Below are 17,917 nucleotides of genomic sequence, written 5' to 3'. Positions count from 1 at the left end.
AGCTAGCAATAAGCGGACCGGGCGGTCAACTTGTTAGGGTGGGTGCCGTGACCACGACCCGCCCGCTGCGTGCCGACGCCGCCCGCAACCGACGGTCACTGTTGGCGGCGGCAGCGGACGAGTTCGCCGAGCGGGGTCTGGACGCCTCGGTCGCCGACATCGCCCGACGGGCCGGGGTCGGCAAGGGCACCGTGTTCCGGCACTTCGCCACCAAGGACGACCTGATCGCCGCGATCGTCCTCGACCGGATCGACGAACTCAACACGGCCGGGCAGCGGCTGCTCGAAGCGGCCGACGCCGGCACGGCGCTGCTGGAGTTCCTCACCGTCGCCGCGCACCAACGGCAGCAACGCGACCTGTCGTTCCTGCACGAGGCCGGCGGGGTGAACGCGGAGGTCGCCCGGGTCCGCGAGGAGATGTACCGGACCGTGCACCGGCTGGTCGACCGCGCCCGGGAACAGGACGCCGTACGGGCCGACATCACCGGGACGGACATCATCCTGCTGATGTGTGCACCGAACTACGTCGCGAGTTACGTACCCGACGCCCCGCCCGACCTGTGGCGGCGATACCTAGCCATCATCTTCGACGGACTACGCCCGGAGGGCGCCCACCCGCTGCCCCATCCGCCGCCGACGAGCGCGTGACCGGGTCGGCCCGCCGATCACGTGGGTCAGGGTGCTTCGCATCCAGTGGTAAGCACGATCATTCCTGGACCAGTGACGAGAGCAGGGCCGCCGCCTCGCCCGGGCGGACCAGTACGCCGGCGTGGCTGACGTCGAGCGACCGCACGTCGAACGGGTTGTCGGGGGTCAGCGCGTCAGCCTCGGCGATGAACCGGTCCTGGAGCGCGACCGGAATCGACCGGTCGGCGGTCAGCCGCACGTACGTGCGCGGAATGCGGCCCCAGGTCTCGGCGTCGACCCGCTCCTCGCCGGCGTCCAGACTCTCGTCGGGCTCCAGGGTGTTCAGATAGCCATGGAACTCGTCGTCGCTGCCGTCGGCCAGCATCGCCTCGCGGAGCCGGGCGAGGAGTTCGCGGTCGCCGGTACGCCAGTTGAAACGCAACGCGCCGAGTTCCGCCGGATTCGCGGCGACCAGACCACCGACGCCGGACAACGCGCTCGAAGCGTTCTCCGCCGAGGTCTGATATCCCGCCGGAGTGTCATCTACACAGCACCACGCCGAGATGTAGACCAACCGGTCCACCAGTTCCGGCGCGGCGTTGCCGACCCCGGTCAGGGTGAGCCCACCCCGGCTGTGACCGACCAGGATCACCGGCCCGTGCTCGCGTACCCGCTTCACCACGTCCAGGGCATGAGCCACGTTGTCGGCGTGCCTGACCCCGGCCATCGCGCTCGGCGCGGTCGCCAGGCCGGCCAGATCCTGCGGCGCCTGGTACGCCACCGGAAACGTCGCGCCGAACCCGTGCCCGGGCAGGTCGACGGCAAGCGAACGGTGTCCCCGTAGGGCCAACTCCCGCTGCATCGGTGCCCAGGTGAACGAGTTGCTGGCGGCGCCGTGGACGAGAACGAAGGTCGGAGCGGTCATCCGGGCATCATGCCACCGTGGCCACCCTGCCCCGCGCCGCAGGCGATCAAGTTCACAAAATGCGGACGGACCGCGCAGGGTGACTCTTGAACAGGCAAGCTTGCTCGCCCTGTTCTCCTCGTCCACAGAAGTTCCGTCCTTTACTGCCCCAGCGACGCGGGCGGCGTACCGGTGTACGCCCACTCCCCCAGTGCCGACCGGTCCACCAGGCCGATTCCCAGCTCACGGGCCAGCCGCAGCCCGTCACCGGCCGCGAAGAACCCGTTGGTGACGATCACGCAGATCTCGCCCCGGTGGATGCTCCGGCAGGTGCCGGCGAAGCGCTGGATCGCCGCACTGCCCACCCGGTTCGTCGTGCTGTGCCGCTTGCACTGCACGACCACCCGACGACCGTCCTGCGCGACGGCGGTGATGTCCGCGCCCCGGTCGGCCGCACCACCGCAGACCGTCACCCGGGAGTAGCCCGAGCGTTTCAGCAGGGCGGCGACCCAGTGCTCGAACTCCGCCCCCGTCATCGTGTCGGTCGCCTCGACGTGCCGGGCGCGTACCGCCGTCTCGGTCTCCTCGCGCAGCCGCGCCCGGACCAGCAGGGTCAGCACTCCGACCCCGGCCACGACCAGGCTCACCGCGATGACGACCGCCCAGACCGGGTGTCGCTGCACGAAGTCGACGACCAGCCAGACCAGCACCAGCGCGCCGACCACTCCGGCGAACCACCAGCCCGAACGGTCCGGCGTCGACCTGCCGCCGCGACCTCGGCGGGGGTACGAGCGGCGGGAGCGCGGGCGCCGCGTACGGGAGCGGTAGTGGCCCCTGACCCGGGTGCCGTCCCGGCGGGTGTACGAGTGCACTCGCGGCATCAGGACTCCTGGCGAGGGCTGGACGAGTGCCGATGCACCACTCGCGGGGTCAACTTCGGAACATCGGGTCGCCGAACGGCGACCTCGGGCCACCGCCCGAGACCGCAGCCTCGATCCGGGTGAGCCGGGCCTTGATCTCTTCGAGCTGGGCGAGGATCGCGACCTGTGGCTCGACCCCGACTCCGGCCGGGGCCACGACCGGCGCGACGGTGGCGGTCGATGCCGGTTGCCCACGCAGCGCCGTCAACTCCTCCGTCAGCGCGGAGATGGTGCTCTCGACCTCGTCCAGGAACTCGTCGACGTCCTGCTCGTCGTATCCACGCCGGCCGAACGCAGGCTTCCGGAAGGCGACGTTGCGGATATCCGACGGAGTGAGGTGGGGCATCGACCGGCCTCCCGTTGGCGAACTGACCACTGTCGAACTGGACCGCTGCCGAACTGGATCGTTCTGAACTGGACCTCCGAGGGTATCGACGTCGGACAAGTTGGCCGGGTCGGCGAGGTCTGACCGGGGGCGTCGCCGACGGTCCGGAATGGTGGTGATGCGCCACTAGACTGGGCCGGCCGCAGTTCGTCGACGGGTGAGGACGGCAATGACCTTCTACGTGGAGATCCCGGTCGACGACGACAGCACGGTGCTGGTCGAGGTGACCCATCAGGTCACCGGAGTCGCCCCGGCGGGTCGTCCCCGGGAGGTGGTCGCCCGGCTGTCGGAGACCTTCGGCGAGGCGTTCGACCGGTTCCACCGGCTGGCCCAGAGTGCCGCCGCCCGGGCCCACGACGCTGGCGGGGCCGACCGGGTGGCAATCGAATTCGGTCTCAAGGTCGCCGCGAAGGGTGGTTTCGTGGTCGCCGAGACCACCGGCGAGGCGCACATGAAGGTCATCTTCGAGTGGAACCGCCGCACCGAACCGACTCCCGGCCCGACCGAACCGGACCAGGGCACCCCGGAGGACCGGCCTGCGGACCCGGACCACGCACCGGAGACCTCGGCGGACACGGGTTCGCCCACCGCCGCCGGCTGACCGGCGCGGCCTGGCGGGACGACCCACGCCGCGCCGGAGCAGAAGCCGAGTGCGGCAGAGCGGTGGCAGAAGGCGGCTACGCCGCGCCGTGGTAGAAGAAGTCGCCGAGCCCGACGGTGAAGACCAGCAACCCGTACAGGGCGTGTTCGACGGAGGCGACCAGCAGTGAACCGCGGCGCTGATACCGGCGGGCGAAGAGCCAGCCGCCGGCCAGGGTGAGCACGACCGACAGCAGATTGCCGAAGATCAGGTGTACGAAGCCGAACGCCAGCGCGCTGGCCGCCACCAGCCAGTGACCGGAGCCGAAGACCGGGGCGTACCGGTGCATCAGGAAGGCTCGGAAGATCACTTCCTGGGGGTAGACGGAGAAGAGCGGGTAGAAGACCACGATCGCGGCCCAGAGCAGCGGCGCCTGTCGGGGCAGTTCGAAGAGCCGATCCGGCGCGAGTACGGCCAGCGCCGCCACCGCCACCCCGGCGGCGACCGCCCACAGCCGGAGCATCGGTAGCCACTCCCGGCGCAGTGCCGCCCGCCCCCACCAGCTTCGCCGGTCGAAGTCGACGCGTCGCCGCAGGTAGATCGTGGCGAGCCCGGCCAGCAGCAGCAACGGCGGGATCGGACTACCCGGACTGCCGACCAGTACGTAGCCGAGCACCGCGCCGAAGAACAGCAACGCGTACTCGACGGCGAGGTAGCCGCGCCGGCCCACGCTCGGCGGTGCGGCGGGCGGAGCAGCCGCGGATGTCGCGTCGGCGATCACCCGACGAGGGTGCCCGGTCGAGGTGAACGGCAGGCGACCGACTACACCGGGGAGCGTCGCTGCCGGACGACGGCACGGTAGCGGCGCCGTCGCCACGCGTCGGCCCGACCGAGCAGCACCCGCGTACGCCCGACGAGCCGCCGTGACCGGCCGACCAGCCCGAGCGAGCGGCCGACGAGCAGCCGTGGACGGCCGGTCTGCCCCAACGGCCCGCGCCCCGCCCGGCGGGTCAGCAGCCAACCCACCAGCGCCACGTCGAGCAGGGCACCCGGGACCTTGGTCTTGGTCACCAGGCCGAGGCTGTCCGGCAGGGTGAGGAAGACCAGCCCGGCGGAGCCGGCGTCGAGCACGGTGGTCAGCCGGCCCCGGGGTGCGGTGGCGGCCAGCACGGCGACTCCGGCGAGGGCGTACCAGGCGTAGAAGACCGGGCCGAGCAGCGCGGTGGCGAGCAGCGCCACCCCGGCGGCCGAGACGGCGGTGCCGGTGCCGCCGCGCAGCGCCCGGCGCCAGGCGACCAGCAGGACGACGCCGAGCGCCACCAGCCCGGCCAGCCGGGCCAACTCGACCGCGCTGCCGAACGCCTCGGGCCGGCCCACCGCCCGTAACCCGTAGCCGACCGCCATGCCGACGCCGGTCGGGATGGACGACCACTGGACGTTGCCGGCGGTCGCCGGCCAGCTCCGGACGAAGCCGAAACCGTGTCCGGTGACACCGGCCAGCAGCAGGATGGTGCCGAGGGTCGCGCCGGCCAGCACCGCGCCGGCAGCGATCCGGCGGCGGCCGGTCCGCGCCCAGGGCACGACCGCGAGCGCGAAGGGTACGACCACCAGCGCGGTGGCCTTGACCGAGGCGGCGGCCCCGAACGCGACGCCGGCCACGGCCAGCCGGCCGAGCACGGTACGCAGCTCGACCGCAGCCAGCAGCCCGAGGACGACCAGCCCGGCGAGCAGCGCGTCGTTGTGCGCCCCGGAGACGACGTGTACCAGCGGCAGCGGGCCGATCGCGCCGAGCCAGACCACCCGGGCCGGGTTCCCGCCGCAGTGCCGGGCCAGCCGGGCACCGGCGGCGGTGGCCAGCAGCGTGCCGGCGATCGCCACCAGCCGCAGCACCGTCACCGCGAGCGGCAGACTGCCCAGCGACACAACCGCCGCGAACTGCTCGACGACCAGCCAGAGCGCCCCGTACGGTGCGGGTGTCTCCCGCCAGCTCGGTGCGACCGACTCCAGCCACCGGCAGGGCAGCGCGTCCGGCCCGACGGCGTACGGGTCGAGCCCGGCGCCGACAATCTCCCCCTGGCAGGCGTACGCGTAGACGTCCGAACTGCCCAGCGGCGGCGCCAGCAGCAGCGGCAGCGCCCAGAGTGCCCCGGTGGACAGCAGCCAACCCGGTGCGGCGACGTCCCGCAGTCGCCACCAGACGGCGGCTAGCCCGCCGGCACCGACCAGCCACAGCCCGACCCCGAGCAGCCAGCCCGGCCCCCGGTCGGTGGCCGAGCCGGCGAGGTGGGCGCTGGCGGCCATCAGCGCACTGCCGAGCAGGCCCAGCCAGCGCAGTCGGCCCGGTGAGAGGCGGTCCCGCATCCGCGCAGGTTGACCGGGGCAGGTGAATGGCCGCCCCGTTCCCGGCTACCTGGCGGCGAACATCGGTCGACCGTCCGCATCCGTCGGTCGGTCGCTAGGCGGTGCCGGGCGCTCCCGCGTACTCGGGCTGGCGGTCGGCGGCCGGGTCGGCGGCGTCGACGGTGTCAGCGGAGCGGGCGCAGATCGAGTCGAGGATCTCGGCGGCCCGGACGGCGGTGTTGGAGAGCAGCGAGGAGGAGATGCCGTGGGTGTGTTCGGTGCCGCCTTGGAGGTAGATGCCGGCCCGCACCTCCGGTCGGGTACGCAGTCGGTAGTCGCGGTCGACCAGCGCCCGACCGGCGTCGTCCCGCAGGCACCCCTCGGCCGCCTCGCCGAGCAGCTCGAACGGGTCGACCGGCCGATACCCGGTGGCGAAGACCACCACGTCGGCGTCGAGCACCGTCTTCTCGTTGCTGACCAGCGACTCGACCACCATCCGCACGCCCTCCGGGGTACGGACGGTCTCCACCAGCCGGGACAGGTTGAGCATCCGGAGCCGTTCGACCCCGCGTACCTTCTCCTGGTAGACGCGGCGGTACAGCTCGTCGATGAGGTCCTGGTCGACCACGGAGTAGTTGGTGTTGCCGTGGTAGGCGATCATCATGTCCTTCACCTCGGCCGGTGCCGTGAAGTATTCCTGCACGGCCGCCGGGTCGAAGATCCGGTTGGCGAAGGAACTGTCGTCGGCCGGGCTGTAGCCGTACCGGGAGAAGACCGCGCAGACCTCGGCGGCGGGGAACTCGCGGTGCAGGTGGTCGACGGCCTCGGCGGCGCTCTGTCCGGCGCCGACCACGACGAACCGGGTCGGCGCCGACGGCACCAGGTCGCGCAGGTTGGGCAGCAGGTCCCGGCTGTGCCAGACCCGGGTGTCGGCGGTGATGCCGTCCGGCAGGTACGGCCGCAGCCCCACGCCGAGCACCAGGTTGCGGGCCCGGTAGCTGACCGGGGCGGCCGAGCAGGGCCCGGCCTGGGCCAGCACCTCGTAGTGGTCGAGTTCGCCGTCCCGCCACACCGGGCGTACGTCGACCACGTCGTGGCCGTACCGGACCAGGTCGTCGACCTGCGCCGCCGCCCACTCCAGGTAGTCGTGGAACTCGACCCGGGACGGGAACAGGTTCTTGTGGTTGATGAAGTCGATCAACCGCCCGCGACTCTGGAGGTAGCAGAGGAAGCTGAACTCGCTGGCCGGGTTGCGCAGCGTCACCAGGTCCTTCAGGAACGACACCTGCATGGTGGCGTCGTCGAGCAGCATGCCCCGGTGCCAGCCGAATCGGGGCTGCCGCTCCAGGAAGACCGCGCTGTCGACCCGGCCGGGGGCGGCGGCCTCGCGGATGGCGATGGCCAGGGCGAGGTTCGACGGACCGAAGCCGATGCCGAGGAGATCGTGGACCTGGGGATCGTCGCTGCGATTGCTTCGTGACATACCTGTCCCATCAGTCTGCCGGCCGGTCGGGCGGCTTGGTGGAGGACTGGATCCGTACGGACCCGGTGCGGCTGGGGCGCGCGGACGGTCGACCATCCGTGGCATTTAGGTTAGGCTAACCTACACCAAGGTCAAGGACAATATGGACCGCTTGACCAGTGCGATCACACCGAGAACCCGACCGGTTCCGGTCCGACACCTGGACGACTGAAGAGGAGACCGTCGATGCGGGTTGTGATGTTCGGCTACCAGACCTGGGGGCACCGCACCCTTGCGGCGCTGCTGGACTCCGAACACGAGGTGACCCTGGTCGTCACGCATCCGCGCAGCGAGCACGCGTACGAGAAGATCTGGGACGACTCGGTGGCCGAACTGGCGGAGAAGCACGACGTACCGGTGCTGCTGCGCAAGCGTCCCGACGATCCCGAGTTGATGGAGCGGCTCCGGGAGGCCGCGCCCGACGTGATCGTCGCGACCAACTGGCGTACCTGGATCCCGCCGGAGATCTTCGACCTGCCGCCGTACGGGACGCTGAACGTGCACGACTCGCTACTGCCCGCGTACGCCGGGTTCAGCCCGCTGATCTGGGCACTGCTCAACGACGAGCGCGAGGTCGGGGTCACCGCGCACCTGATGGACGAGACCCTCGACGCGGGCGACATCGTGCTGCAACGGGCGGTTCCGGTCGGCCCGACCGACACCGCCACCGACCTGTTCCACCGCACGCTGGAACTCTTCGGCCCGATCACCGTGGACGGGCTGGCCCTGATCGCCTCCGGCCGCACCGACTGGACCCCGCAGGACCGCAGCAAGGCGAGTTTCTTCCACAAGCGATCGACCGAGGACATCCGGATCGACTGGAACTGGCCGGCCGACGAGATCGAACGACTGGTCCGGGCGCAGTCCGACCCGTACCCGAACGCCTTCACCCACCACGACGGCGCGCGACTGCGGATCCTCGCCGCCCGGGTCTCCGAGGGCCGCTACGGTGGCACGCCCGGCCGGATCTTCTACCGGGAGGGCGACGGCGTGGTGATCGTGGCCGGCGCCGACGCGCGGCGCGGGCACCGGCACGGCCTGGCCATCACGCGGGTACGCACCGACGACGACCAGGACCTCCCGGCCACCGACTACTTCCGGACCATGGGCGGCTACCTGACCCGCTATCCGGACGGCCGGCTCTAGCCGACGACCGGTTCTGGCCGACGACCGACCCGGCCCCACCGCACCGCCGGCGGCGGTCGTCCTCGGGCACCTCCGCGCTTCCCGAGAACGACCACCGCCGGCCGCGGACCGGCTAGCGGACTCCGGCCTCCACGGTCAACGTCCCGGCCGCGGCGTCGATGGTGGCCCGCCCGCCGAGCGGAATGGTGAGCTGCCCGTTGCCGTGGCCGAGGCGGAGCCCGCCCAGCACCGGCACGCCGAGGTCGTAGAGGCGGTCCTTCAGTACCGCCGCCGCGTCCCACTCGCCCGGCTCGCCGACACTGTTGGTGATCTGGCCGATCACCACCCCGGCGACCCGACCCAGCACGCCGACCCGACGCAACTCGGTCAACATCATGTCGTAGCTGTACGGCGCCTCGTCCACGTCCTCGAAGAACAGGATGGCGTCGTCGAGGTCCGGGGAGTCCTTCGCCCCGAGCGAGGTGGAGAGCAGCGTCAGGCACCCACCGAGCAGCCGGCCGGTGGCCCGCCCCGGCACCATGACCGAGGCGGCGGTCTCGGCCGGATCCCGGGTGATGGTGACCGGTGCGGTGGTCATCACCGCCCGACGCAGCGCCTCGGCCGACTCCGGACCGGTGCGGCTCTCGGTCCAGTTGACCATCGGGCCGTAGAAGCTGAGCAGACCCGCCTCCCGCCACAACCGGCCGTGGATGCTGGTGATGTCGCTGAACCCGACCACCACCTTCGGGTCGCGGCGCAGGCCGGAGACGTCGATCCGGTCCACGATCCGCTGGGTGCCGTACCCGCCTCGGGCGGCGAAGACGGCCCGGACACCCGGGTCGGTCAGCGCGTCGTTCACGTCGGCCAGCCGCTGCGCGTCGGTGCCGGCGAGGTAGCCGTACTGGGCGTAGACGTGCTGGCCGAGCTCCACCTCCAGGCCCCAGCCGCGCAGGATCTCGATGCCCCGGGCCATCAGGGTCGGGTTCGGGGTGCTGCCGGGCGACACCACCCGGACCCGGTCGCCGGGCACCAGCGCCCGAGCCTTGACCGGCGTGAGCGTCCTGCGCTGTGCTGCCTGTGCCGTCTGGCCGGCGGTACCGACCAGCACCGTGCCGCCGGCCGCGACCGCTCCGGCCCGGAGCATGTTCCGCCGGGACAGGACGGCACCGCCCTGCCTCGGAATGCTCGCGGCGTCGATCTCGGAATCTCGCATCGGTGTCCTCTCGTCAGGACGGTGCCGGCGTTCGGTTGCCGGCAGCCGTCGGATGACACCGATGGTATTGATCGTCTACAAGAGATAGTTTCGCTCACGCGCGTTCGGAACAGTTCGGATCCGTTCGGAACCGTCAGCCCTGCGCCGTACCGGTCAGCAGCGCCACCCCGGTCTCCGGGTCGACCCGCTTGGCCAGCCCCGCCGCGACCTCGGTGACCACCACCTCCAGGGTGGGCCACACCTCGCCGCGCAGCAGGTGCCCGCCGACCGTGCTGCCGTCCCGGCGGCCGAGCACCGCGTGTACGTGCAGCGCCGGTTCGCCCTCCACCTCGGCGATGTCCCCGACCAGGGAGAGCACCTCGACCTGCTCGGCCACCGGTATCCGCAGGTAGTCCCGGGTCGGCCGGTCGAAGTAGCCGACCTCGGCGTCGGCGAATCCGCCCACCGCGGTGACCTGCGCAGCGTGGATCTGCCGCCGCCGGGCCACCTCGTTGACGGCGGCGACCGCCTCCTCGCCCTGCTCGACCGCGATCACCACCACCCGCCGGCCCTCGCCGGCCAGTTCGACGTCCCGCATCTCCCGCCTCCTCGTCTCTCGGCTCCACCACCGTCCTGTCCACCGGGACGGCTCTCGACTCCATCACCGTCCTGCCCGCCGGGACGGCTCTCGACTCCACCACCGTCCTGCCCGCCGGGACGGGTCGACATGCCACCAGAGGCGGTCGACATGCCGGCCGGAACGGTCTCGACGCCGGACGAGAGCGGCGGCCGCCGCCCGCCCGGGTCGGCGTCCGCCACGAGCAGTCGCTCGACGGGCCCGCCCGGCGGTACGCCCCGGGCCGAAGTCCCCCGTCCGGTACCGGACCGGACAGTCCGGCCGGTCCCGGACCCGTTCCCGCGTTCCACACCGGCGCCGGCCCCGGGCTGATTAGGCTGGCGGAGGACAGGATGGCCACGCTTCGCGTCCGGTGAGGGGGCTGCCGTGACAAACGTTGTCCGGCGTCCCACGCCGGCCGACCCGACACCGGGACTGGTGACGGGCGGCGGCGACATCCCGAGTTCGGTGGTCCGCACCCAGCCGCCCGAACTGGGCCCGGACTCGGTGGCGGTGGTGGAGGGCCGGTCGTTCATGGTGACCAACGCCGCCGGAGACGTTCCGGTCGGCACGATCGGCGGCCTGGTGCACGACGACACCCGACTGCTCAGCCAGTGGGAGCTGACCCTCGGCGGGGCGCCACTGCTGATCCTCAGCTCCGGGCTCATCGACGACGACTCGGCGGCCTTCTTCCTCACCAACTCGGACCTGCCGCACGTACCCACGAACAGCGTCGGGGTCCGCCGACAGCGGTTCATCAGCGACGCCATGCAGGAGCGGATCGAGCTGGAGTGCTTCGCCAACGCGGTGCAGTCGGTGCAGCTCCGGCTGCGGGTGGGTACCGACTTCGCGGACCTGTTCGAGATCAAGCAGCGGGTACGGGACCGCACCGCGAACATCACCCGGGACCACTCGACCGACGGCTCCCGGCTCTGCTTCACCTACCGCAACGCCGACTTCGTCGCGGTCACCGACATCCACGTCTCGCCACCGGCGGACCGGGTGGAGGAGAACGACCTGATCTGGGACCTGCGCCTCGAACCGGGTCTGAAGTGGCAGGCCGAGCTGACCGTGGCGCTGCCCCGCCGGCCGTCCGAGCTGCCCTCGCTGCACCGGCGGTTCGGTCACGGTTTCGACCTGGTCGGCGAGGATCCCACCAAGGACTGGCGGGAGAACTGCCCGATCCAGGAGTTCGACTCCGAGCTGCTGAACCGGGTGCTACAGAAGTCCAAGATGGACCTGGTGGCGCTGCGGATCGAGCAGACGCTCGGGAACGAGACGATCGCGCTGCCCGCCGCCGGCCTGCCCTGGTTCCTCACCATCTTCGGCCGCGACTCGCTGGTCACGGCGTACCAGACGGTCGCGTTCGGGCCACGGCTGGCCCGGGGCACCCTCCGGTCGCTGGCCAACTACCAAGGCGACAAGCTGGACGACTTCCGGGACGAGGAACCGGGGAAGATCCTGCACGAGGTACGCAGCGGCGAGCTGACCCGGACCGGCGAGAAGCCGCACAACCCCTACTACGGCACCTCCGACGCCACCCAGCTCTGGCTGATCGTGCTCTCCGAGTACTGGCGGTGGACGCTGGACGACGAGTTCGTCCGGGAGTTCCGGGACAACGTGTACGCCGCGCTGCGCTGGATCGACCACCACGGCGACCTGGACCAGGACGGGTACGTCGAGTACGCCACCCGCTCTCCGCAGGGACTGGGCAACCACTGCTGGCGGGACTCGGCCGACGGCATCGCCAACGCCGACGGCAGTATCCCGGTGCTGCCGATCGCCACCTGCGAGATCCAGGGCTACACCTACGACGCGAAGCTCCGGGTCGCCGAACTGGCCGACGGCCCGCTCGGCGACCCCGCCCTGGCCGAGCGGTTGCGCGCCGAGGCGCAGACGCTGCGGGAACGCTTCAACCGGGACTTCTGGCTGGAGGAGCGGGGCGGCTACTACGCGGTCGGGCTCGACGGCGACAAGCGCCCGATCGACTCGATGACCTCCAACATGGGGCAACTGCTCTGGAGCGGCATCGTGCCGCCGGAGCGGGCCGGGGTGGTCGCCGGGCAGCTCCTCTCCACGCACATGTTCTCCGGCTGGGGCGTCCGGACCACCTCCACCCTCAACCAGTGCTACAACCCGATCGGCTACCACAGCGGCACGGTCTGGCCGCACGACAACTCGCTGATCGCGCACGGTCTGGCCCGGTACGGGTTCCGGGACGAGGCGACCCGGATCATCGTGGCGATGCTGGAGGCGGCCGACTTCTCCGAGCACCGGCTGCCCGAGGCGTTCGCCGGCTACGACCGCTCGTACGGGCGCAAGCCGGTGCCGTACCCGACCGCCTGTACGCCGCAGGCGTGGGCCAGCGCGGCGCCGATGCTGTTCGTGCGCAGCCTGCTCGGGCTGGACGCCCTGAACGGCCGGGTGCGGATCGACCCGTGCCTGCCGCCGGACTTCGGCAGGATCCGGCTGAGCCGGTTGCACGCCTTCGGCAAGCGCTGGGACCTGGAGGCTACCGGCGGCCAGGGCCACGTACGGCTGACCGAGTGAGCCGGCGCGGCCCGAGCCGTGCATACCCGGACCCGTTCGGACCGGGACCCCGGAGCCAGGTAGATACGGAGCGCACCTGCGGATCACCGTTCAGTGATGAGAGAGTGACCTGATGACCGGAACGAACGCCCCGGGCAACGGAACCGGCCTGCTCGGCGACAAGGTCGCGTTCATCATGGGCGCGGGTCGTGGCATCGGCGCGACCGCGGCCCGGCTCTTCGCCCGCGAGGGTGCCGCCGTCGTGCTGGCCGCCCGAACCGAGTCCGAACTCGCCGAGGTGGCCGGAAAGATCCGCGACGCGGGCGGTACCGCCGACTACGTGGTCGCCGACCTGACCGACGGGGCCAGCATCCAGTCCGCCGTCGAGACGGTGGTCCGGCTGCACAACCGGCTCGACGTGGCGTTCAACAACGGCGGCGTCTCCATCCCGCACACCCCGATGGTGAACGCCAACGAGGAGAACTTCGACCTGGTCACCACGGTCAACTACCGGGGACTGTTCCTGTCGATGACCGCCGAGATCCGGGCCATCCGGGCGACCGCCGGCTCCGGGGCGATCGTGAACGTCAGCAGCGTGGGCAGTCTGCGCGGCGCACCGGGGCTGGGCCCGTACGCGGCGACGAAGCGGGCCGTCAACAGCCTCACCGAGACCGCCGCCGCGGAGTACGGGCCGGAGGGCATCCGGGTGAACGCCATCGCGCCGGGCGCCACGATGACCGGGGTGATCCGGCAGTGGGCCGACGACGAGCCCGCCGCCGTCGACCGGCTCAACTCGCTCACCCCGCTGCGCCGGGCCGCCGAGCCGGACGAGATCGCCGAGGCCGCCGCCTGGCTGCTCAGCGACCGCGCCTCCTTCGTCACCGGAGTCTGCCTGCCGGTCGACGGCGGCCTACGCGCCTGACCCCACTCCGGCGCCCCACCGCTCAGCGCAGCGGTAGCACCGAGTCGGTGAGCCGGCCGCGCGGCCGGTAGACGACGCACATCACCGTACGGTCGCCGTCCGCCCAGGTCTGCTCGGTCGGCAGGATCGGATAGAAGTCGAGGGTGCCGCCGTTGCGGTCCGGCCAGCGCCGGTCGAAGTAGCCCCGGCAGCCCTGCCAGGCGAAGTCGGCCAACGCGGGGCGGTCCCACGCCCCGTCGGCGGCCCGCAGGAAGCCGTACGACTGGTTGTCGGCGCCGGACTCGCACGGCTCGTACCGGACGACCACCTCGGCGGCCTCCCGGGAGTACACCGGGTCGGAGAAGCACTCGCCGCCCTCGATGTTCAGCATCCCGCCGGTCTGCGCGGTGATGAACGCGTCGCCCTTGGCGGGCGGCGGGCCGACCGTCGGCTCGATCGCGGCGACCGCGGCCAGGGTGCCGACGGTGGCGACCACCGCCCAGCGGCGGGACGGCAGTTTCATCGCACTCCGTACGGTCGGATCGGCTCGGGTCGGGGTCGCCGCGCGGCGGGGCGTTCGCGCGCCGCCGGAATGGTAGGTGGGCCGGGTTTAACCGGCGGTGCCCGGCGGATGGCCGGGCGGCCTCCCGTGGGTGAAGCCCGGGGCCGGACGGTACATGTTGATCATGAATTAACCCCCTGGCCAGGCCCGTTCACCCGGCGGCCAGTCGACGGCCGACCGCCGGTCGCCCGCCTCTGGATGAATGCGCTTGGCCACCGGCTGCGGGCCGGCGGCGGAAACCACTTTCACCCGAAAGGTGATCCCTGTAGTGAGTGACGTCAAGAGACCCTGGATTCCGGGCTCCCGGCGGGCCAGGCTTACCGCCATCGGTGCCGCCGCCATGCTCGTCGGCGGTTTCGCAGTCAGCCCGGTGGCGTTCGGCGACGCCGCCCCCGGCAAGTACCCGGCGGCCGAGATCCACCGGCCGTCCCCGATGCCCGACCGCATCATCCTCACCCCCACCACCACGCCGGCCAGCTCGCAGCGGGTGACCTGGCGGGCCGAGGCCACCCCGGAGTGGGCGCAGGCCGAGATCCTGGAGGCGCCCGCCGCGCTCGGCCAGGTGGTACCGGCCGCCGGCACCGTCTCGGTGGTCAAGGCGACGTCGACCAAGTCGGTCAACACCTCCCTCGGGTACGCCTCGACCTACCACACCGTGGAGTTCGTCGGCCTCAAGCCGGGCACCCGGTACACCTACCGGGTCGGCGACGGCACCAACTGGAGCGCCTGGACCGACTTCACCACGGCCACCGCCGACGCCCAGCCGTTCTCGTTCATCTACTACGGCGACGCGCAGAACTACCTCGACACCGCGCTGCCCCGGGTGTTCCGGCAGGCGTTCGCCGACCGGCCGCAGGCCAAGGTGATCGTCAACGCCGGTGACCTCATCGACTCCGCGAACAGCGAGGAGCAGTGGGGTCAGTGGTACCAGGCCGGCGGCTTCATCGACAGCCAGATCAACAACATCTCGATCCCCGGTAACCACGAGTACAGCGGCAGCGCGCTGTCGCAGTTCTGGACGCCGCAGTTCCCGTACCCGGACAACGGGCCGGCGGGCTGGCCGGCGGAGCTGGCGAAGACGGCCTACACGGTCGACTACCAGGGTGTCCGGTTCATCGGCCTGAACACCAACGTGCAGGGCATCCCGGACGTGATGGCCGCGCAGACCGCGTGGCTGGAGGGGCTGCTCAAGAACAACCCGAACAAGTGGACCGTGGTCACCTTCCACCACCCGGTCTACTCGACCGCCGAGGGCCGGGACAACCCGGTGATCCGGGCGCAGTGGGGCCCGCTCTTCGAGAAGTACGGCGTCGACCTGGTGCTCCAGGGCCACGACCACACGTACGGCCGGGGCAGCGTCACCTCGTCGCGCCAGTCGGTGACCGTGCACGACAGCACCGTCTACGCGGTCTCGGTCTCCGGCGGCAAGATGTACGACGTCGACGGCTCGGTCTGGACCGACAACGCCGCCGACATCATGAGCAAGGCCGAGGACAAGCAGCTCTACCAGCTCATCGACGTCACCGGTGACAGCATCCGGTACGAGGCCCGCTACGCCAACGGCCAGCACCACGACGGCGTCGTCATCCGGAAGAACGCGGCCGGCGAGCGCACCGTCAACGAGCTGCGTACCCCGGAGAACACCGTCGGCGAGCAGGTCAAGGTCAACAAGACCATCGTCGAGGCCAAGGGCAAGGTGAAGGTCGACGCCTTCGGCTACGACCCGGGCGAGGAGGTCACCGTCTACCTGCGCAACTCCAAGGACGGCGCGGGCAAGAAGGGTGTCTTCATCGGCTACCGGAAGGCCGACGAACTGGGCCGGATCGAGTACAGCTTCGCGCTGCCGCCGTCGGCGAAGAAGAACACCACCCACGTGGTCTACCTGGACAGCGAGAACCAGCAGATCACCTCGCCGGTCATCACGGTGACCAAGTAGTTTCCCCGCCGGCCCGGACCGCCGTCGTCGTGGCGGCGGTCCGGGCCCGCTCCGTACGTCAGGAGATCCCGCCCTTGATCGCCCGCATCCCGTCGCCGGTCGCCGCGCTCGGCCTGGCCGGTCTCGCCGTGCTGGCCACGCTCGCCACTCCGGCGCCACCGGCCGCCGCACACCCGTTCGGCCCACCGTCCACCGCGCGGATCAGCGTGCACGGCTCCCGGGTCGACATCGCCTGGCTCGCCGCCGAGGACGACTGGGTGGCCCTCGGCCAGTCCCTCGGCGCCTTCGAGGACCCGGCCGTCGGCGCGGTGGCGACCGATCTCACCGGGGAGCAGAAACTCCAGCGGTCGGCCAGGGTGCAGGACTACCTGCTGGACCGGATCACGGTGCGGCAGGACGGCGCCACCTGCCCGGGCCGGCTCGACACCCTGGACCGGCTGCTCCGCGAGGGCGCCCGGCTCCGCTTCGACTGCCCGGCCGACGTGGTGGACCTCGACGTCACCGTCGGCGCGCTGACCGACCTCAACGAGGCGTACCGGACGATGCTCACCAGCCAGACCCCGGCCACCCCGGAGCGGACCCTGTTCACCGCCGCCGAGCAGACCCATCGGATACGCTTCGCGCCCGGCGCGGGCGGCCTGCCCGACAGTACGGTCCGTACCCTGGTCGGGACCGGCGCGGCACTGCTCGTCGCGGTCGCCGCCCTGGTCGCGGTACGGCTGCGTCGCCGGACCCGGGGCCGGTCGTGACCGGCTTCGAGAGCCGGCTGGTCGCCCTCTTCGACGGCCGGGGCGTCTTCTGGCTCGCCCTGGTGGTGGCGCTCGGGGTCGGGGCCGCGCACGCGGTCGCCCCCGGCCACGGCAAGAGCGTGACGGCGGCGTACCTGCTCGGCACCCGGGGACGTTACCGGGACGCGATCCGGCTCGGTGTGATCGTGGCGGCGATGCACACCGTCTCCGTCCTGGTGCTGGCGCTCGCCTGGGTCGGGCTCAGTGGCGCCGCGAGTCTCGGCACCAAGACGGTGACGGCGTGGATGCAGGTGGCGGCGGGGCTGCTGGTGATCGGTGTCGGCGGACACCTGACCTGGCGGCACCTGCGCGGCCGGGGCTCCCACCAGCACGGTCACGACCACAGTCACAGCCACGGGCACGGGCATGCCCACAGCCACAGTCACGTGCTGGTTGGACAGGGCCATGGTCACGGCCACCGTCACGTACCGGTCGAGCAGGGCCGTGGGCACGACCACGGCGTCGGGCCCGGACACGGCCCCGGGCCGGACGGAACCCCCGAGCACCGCCACCGGAACCACCACACCCACGACCACGAGAGCGCCCACGACCACGAGCCCGTTCACGACCACGAGGGCGCGCACGGGCATCGGCACGAGGCGCCGGCGCCGACCGATCCGTGGTCCCGGCGCGGGCTGACCGTGCTGGCCCTCTCCGGCGGCCTGCTGCCCTCCCCGTCCGCGTTCCTGGTGCTGGTCAGCGGCCTGCTGACCGGGCGGGCCCTGGACGCGCTGGTACTGGTGCTCGCCTTCGGCATCGGCATGGCCGGCACCCTGACCGGGGTCGGTGTGATCACCATCCGCGGCTTCGCGTTGCTGGCCGGGACCGGCCGGCGCTGGCCGTTGGCCGCCACCGCGAGCGCCTGGACTCCGCTGGTCGCCGGAATCGCGGTGAGCATCGGCGGCTGCCTCTACCTGGTCGCCGCGATCTCGGTGCTGGTCGGCTGACCCGCCGTCCAGCCGGGCGCCGATCCCTGGCGGACCACCCCCAA

The 17,917-nt window shown here is 71.7% G+C and carries 17 protein-coding genes; 8 read left to right on the top strand and 9 right to left on the bottom strand.

Annotation, left to right across the window (positions count from 1 at the left end; genetic code table 11):
• Positions 1–47 precede the first annotated feature (47 nt).
• The gene (locus Pen02_RS10495) at positions 48–647 is read left to right on the top strand and encodes a TetR/AcrR family transcriptional regulator (RefSeq protein ID WP_203865753.1); all 600 of its coding nucleotides are present in this window, start codon (positions 48–50) and stop codon (positions 645–647) included.
• A gap of 58 nt (positions 648–705) precedes the next feature.
• Here Pen02_RS10495 and Pen02_RS10490 read toward each other — a convergent pair whose 3' ends face one another.
• The 3 genes from Pen02_RS10490 to Pen02_RS10480 all read right to left on the bottom strand — a co-directional run bounded on the left by Pen02_RS10490 (position 706) and on the right by Pen02_RS10480 (position 2,796).
• Positions 706–1,551 (bottom strand): alpha/beta hydrolase, encoded by an 846-nt coding sequence (locus Pen02_RS10490; protein ID WP_203865752.1) that lies wholly within the window; start codon positions 1,549–1,551, stop codon positions 706–708.
• 140 nt (positions 1,552–1,691) lie between these two features.
• Entirely contained in the window at positions 1,692–2,411 is a 720-nt protein-coding gene (locus Pen02_RS10485; protein ID WP_203865751.1) for a restriction endonuclease, read from the bottom strand.
• 49 nt (positions 2,412–2,460) lie between these two features.
• Positions 2,461–2,796, bottom strand: coding sequence for a DivIVA domain-containing protein (locus tag Pen02_RS10480; protein WP_203865750.1), 336 nt, complete (start codon positions 2,794–2,796; stop codon positions 2,461–2,463).
• Between the two features lie 208 nt (positions 2,797–3,004).
• On the opposite strand from Pen02_RS10480, the gene Pen02_RS10475 reads away from it, so the two are divergent.
• On the top strand, positions 3,005–3,436 hold the full coding sequence (locus Pen02_RS10475) for a CU044_2847 family protein (protein ID WP_203865749.1): 432 nt from the start codon (positions 3,005–3,007) through the stop codon (positions 3,434–3,436).
• 76 nt (positions 3,437–3,512) lie between these two features.
• On the opposite strand, the gene Pen02_RS10470 is transcribed toward Pen02_RS10475, so the two are convergent.
• The 3 genes from Pen02_RS10470 to Pen02_RS10460 form a co-directional block, all read right to left on the bottom strand.
• On the bottom strand, positions 3,513–4,196 hold the full coding sequence (locus Pen02_RS10470; RefSeq protein WP_239140417.1) for a CPBP family intramembrane glutamic endopeptidase: 684 nt from the start codon (positions 4,194–4,196) through the stop codon (positions 3,513–3,515).
• Between the two features lie 41 nt (positions 4,197–4,237).
• On the bottom strand, positions 4,238–5,776 hold the full coding sequence (mptB, locus tag Pen02_RS10465) for a polyprenol phosphomannose-dependent alpha 1,6 mannosyltransferase MptB (protein WP_203865748.1): 1,539 nt from the start codon (positions 5,774–5,776) through the stop codon (positions 4,238–4,240).
• 94 nt (positions 5,777–5,870) lie between these two features.
• Positions 5,871–7,238: a lysine N(6)-hydroxylase/L-ornithine N(5)-oxygenase family protein gene (locus Pen02_RS10460; RefSeq protein ID WP_203865747.1), complete on the bottom strand. Its 1,368-nt coding sequence runs from the start codon at positions 7,236–7,238 to the stop codon at positions 5,871–5,873.
• A 225-nt stretch (positions 7,239–7,463) separates the two neighbouring features.
• On the opposite strand from Pen02_RS10460, the gene Pen02_RS10455 reads away from it, so the two are divergent.
• Positions 7,464–8,423 (top strand): methionyl-tRNA formyltransferase, encoded by a 960-nt coding sequence (locus Pen02_RS10455; protein ID WP_203865746.1) that lies wholly within the window; start codon positions 7,464–7,466, stop codon positions 8,421–8,423.
• 112 nt (positions 8,424–8,535) lie between these two features.
• On the opposite strand, the gene Pen02_RS10450 is transcribed toward Pen02_RS10455, so the two are convergent.
• Both Pen02_RS10450 and Pen02_RS10445 read right to left on the bottom strand, forming a co-directional pair.
• Positions 8,536–9,615, bottom strand: coding sequence for a S66 peptidase family protein (locus Pen02_RS10450; RefSeq protein WP_239140416.1), 1,080 nt, complete (start codon positions 9,613–9,615; stop codon positions 8,536–8,538).
• Positions 9,616–9,748: 133 nt separating this feature from the next.
• The gene (locus Pen02_RS10445; RefSeq protein ID WP_203865745.1) at positions 9,749–10,192 is read right to left on the bottom strand and encodes a PPC domain-containing DNA-binding protein; all 444 of its coding nucleotides are present in this window, start codon (positions 10,190–10,192) and stop codon (positions 9,749–9,751) included.
• 405 nt (positions 10,193–10,597) lie between these two features.
• Here Pen02_RS10445 and Pen02_RS10440 point away from each other — a divergent pair, with 405 nt between their 5' ends.
• The gene (locus Pen02_RS10440) at positions 10,598–12,760 is read left to right on the top strand and encodes an amylo-alpha-1,6-glucosidase (protein ID WP_203865744.1); all 2,163 of its coding nucleotides are present in this window, start codon (positions 10,598–10,600) and stop codon (positions 12,758–12,760) included.
• A gap of 112 nt (positions 12,761–12,872) precedes the next feature.
• The gene (locus Pen02_RS10435; protein ID WP_203865743.1) at positions 12,873–13,661 is read left to right on the top strand and encodes an SDR family NAD(P)-dependent oxidoreductase; all 789 of its coding nucleotides are present in this window, start codon (positions 12,873–12,875) and stop codon (positions 13,659–13,661) included.
• Between the two features lie 22 nt (positions 13,662–13,683).
• On the opposite strand, the gene Pen02_RS10430 is transcribed toward Pen02_RS10435, so the two are convergent.
• The gene (locus Pen02_RS10430) at positions 13,684–14,163 is read right to left on the bottom strand and encodes a hypothetical protein (protein ID WP_203865742.1); all 480 of its coding nucleotides are present in this window, start codon (positions 14,161–14,163) and stop codon (positions 13,684–13,686) included.
• Between the two features lie 307 nt (positions 14,164–14,470).
• Here Pen02_RS10430 and Pen02_RS10425 point away from each other — a divergent pair, with 307 nt between their 5' ends.
• From Pen02_RS10425 to Pen02_RS10415, 3 genes are all read left to right on the top strand, one after another.
• Entirely contained in the window at positions 14,471–16,138 is a 1,668-nt protein-coding gene (locus Pen02_RS10425; RefSeq protein WP_203865741.1) for a purple acid phosphatase family protein, read from the top strand.
• A gap of 74 nt (positions 16,139–16,212) precedes the next feature.
• Positions 16,213–16,887: a hypothetical protein gene (locus Pen02_RS10420; protein WP_203865740.1), complete on the top strand. Its 675-nt coding sequence runs from the start codon at positions 16,213–16,215 to the stop codon at positions 16,885–16,887.
• On the top strand, positions 16,884–17,873 hold the full coding sequence (locus Pen02_RS10415; RefSeq protein WP_203865739.1) for a nickel/cobalt transporter: 990 nt from the start codon (positions 16,884–16,886) through the stop codon (positions 17,871–17,873). The genes Pen02_RS10420 and Pen02_RS10415 overlap by 4 nt, the downstream gene beginning before the upstream one ends.
• The last annotated feature ends 44 nt before the right edge of the window (positions 17,874–17,917 follow it).

Source organism: Plantactinospora endophytica, from assembly GCF_016862915.1.
In the GTDB taxonomy this organism is placed as follows: Bacteria; Actinomycetota; Actinomycetes; order Mycobacteriales; family Micromonosporaceae; genus Plantactinospora; species Plantactinospora endophytica.
The sequence above is the reverse complement of the archived record's forward strand: the minus strand, read 5'-3'. Positions and strand labels throughout refer to the sequence as shown.

Bases quoted from the DNA above. Each gene is read 5' to 3' on its own strand.
- Pen02_RS10490 (WP_203865752.1), bottom strand. From the start codon at position 1,551: ATGACCGCTCCGACCTTCGTTCTCGTCCACGGCGCCGCCAGCAACTCG.
- Pen02_RS10485 (WP_203865751.1), bottom strand. From the start codon at position 2,411: ATGCCGCGAGTGCACTCGTACACCCGCCGGGACGGCACCCGGGTCAGG.
- Pen02_RS10480 (WP_203865750.1), bottom strand. From the start codon at position 2,796: ATGCCCCACCTCACTCCGTCGGATATCCGCAACGTCGCCTTCCGGAAG.
- Pen02_RS10475 (WP_203865749.1), top strand. From the start codon at position 3,005: ATGACCTTCTACGTGGAGATCCCGGTCGACGACGACAGCACGGTGCTG.
- mptB (WP_203865748.1), bottom strand. From the start codon at position 5,776: ATGCGGGACCGCCTCTCACCGGGCCGACTGCGCTGGCTGGGCCTGCTC.
- Pen02_RS10460 (WP_203865747.1), bottom strand. From the start codon at position 7,238: ATGTCACGAAGCAATCGCAGCGACGATCCCCAGGTCCACGATCTCCTC.
- Pen02_RS10455 (WP_203865746.1), top strand. From the start codon at position 7,464: ATGCGGGTTGTGATGTTCGGCTACCAGACCTGGGGGCACCGCACCCTT.
- Pen02_RS10450 (WP_239140416.1), bottom strand. From the start codon at position 9,615: ATGCGAGATTCCGAGATCGACGCCGCGAGCATTCCGAGGCAGGGCGGT.
- Pen02_RS10445 (WP_203865745.1), bottom strand. From the start codon at position 10,192: ATGCGGGACGTCGAACTGGCCGGCGAGGGCCGGCGGGTGGTGGTGATC.
- Pen02_RS10435 (WP_203865743.1), top strand. From the start codon at position 12,873: ATGACCGGAACGAACGCCCCGGGCAACGGAACCGGCCTGCTCGGCGAC.
- Pen02_RS10430 (WP_203865742.1), bottom strand. From the start codon at position 14,163: ATGAAACTGCCGTCCCGCCGCTGGGCGGTGGTCGCCACCGTCGGCACC.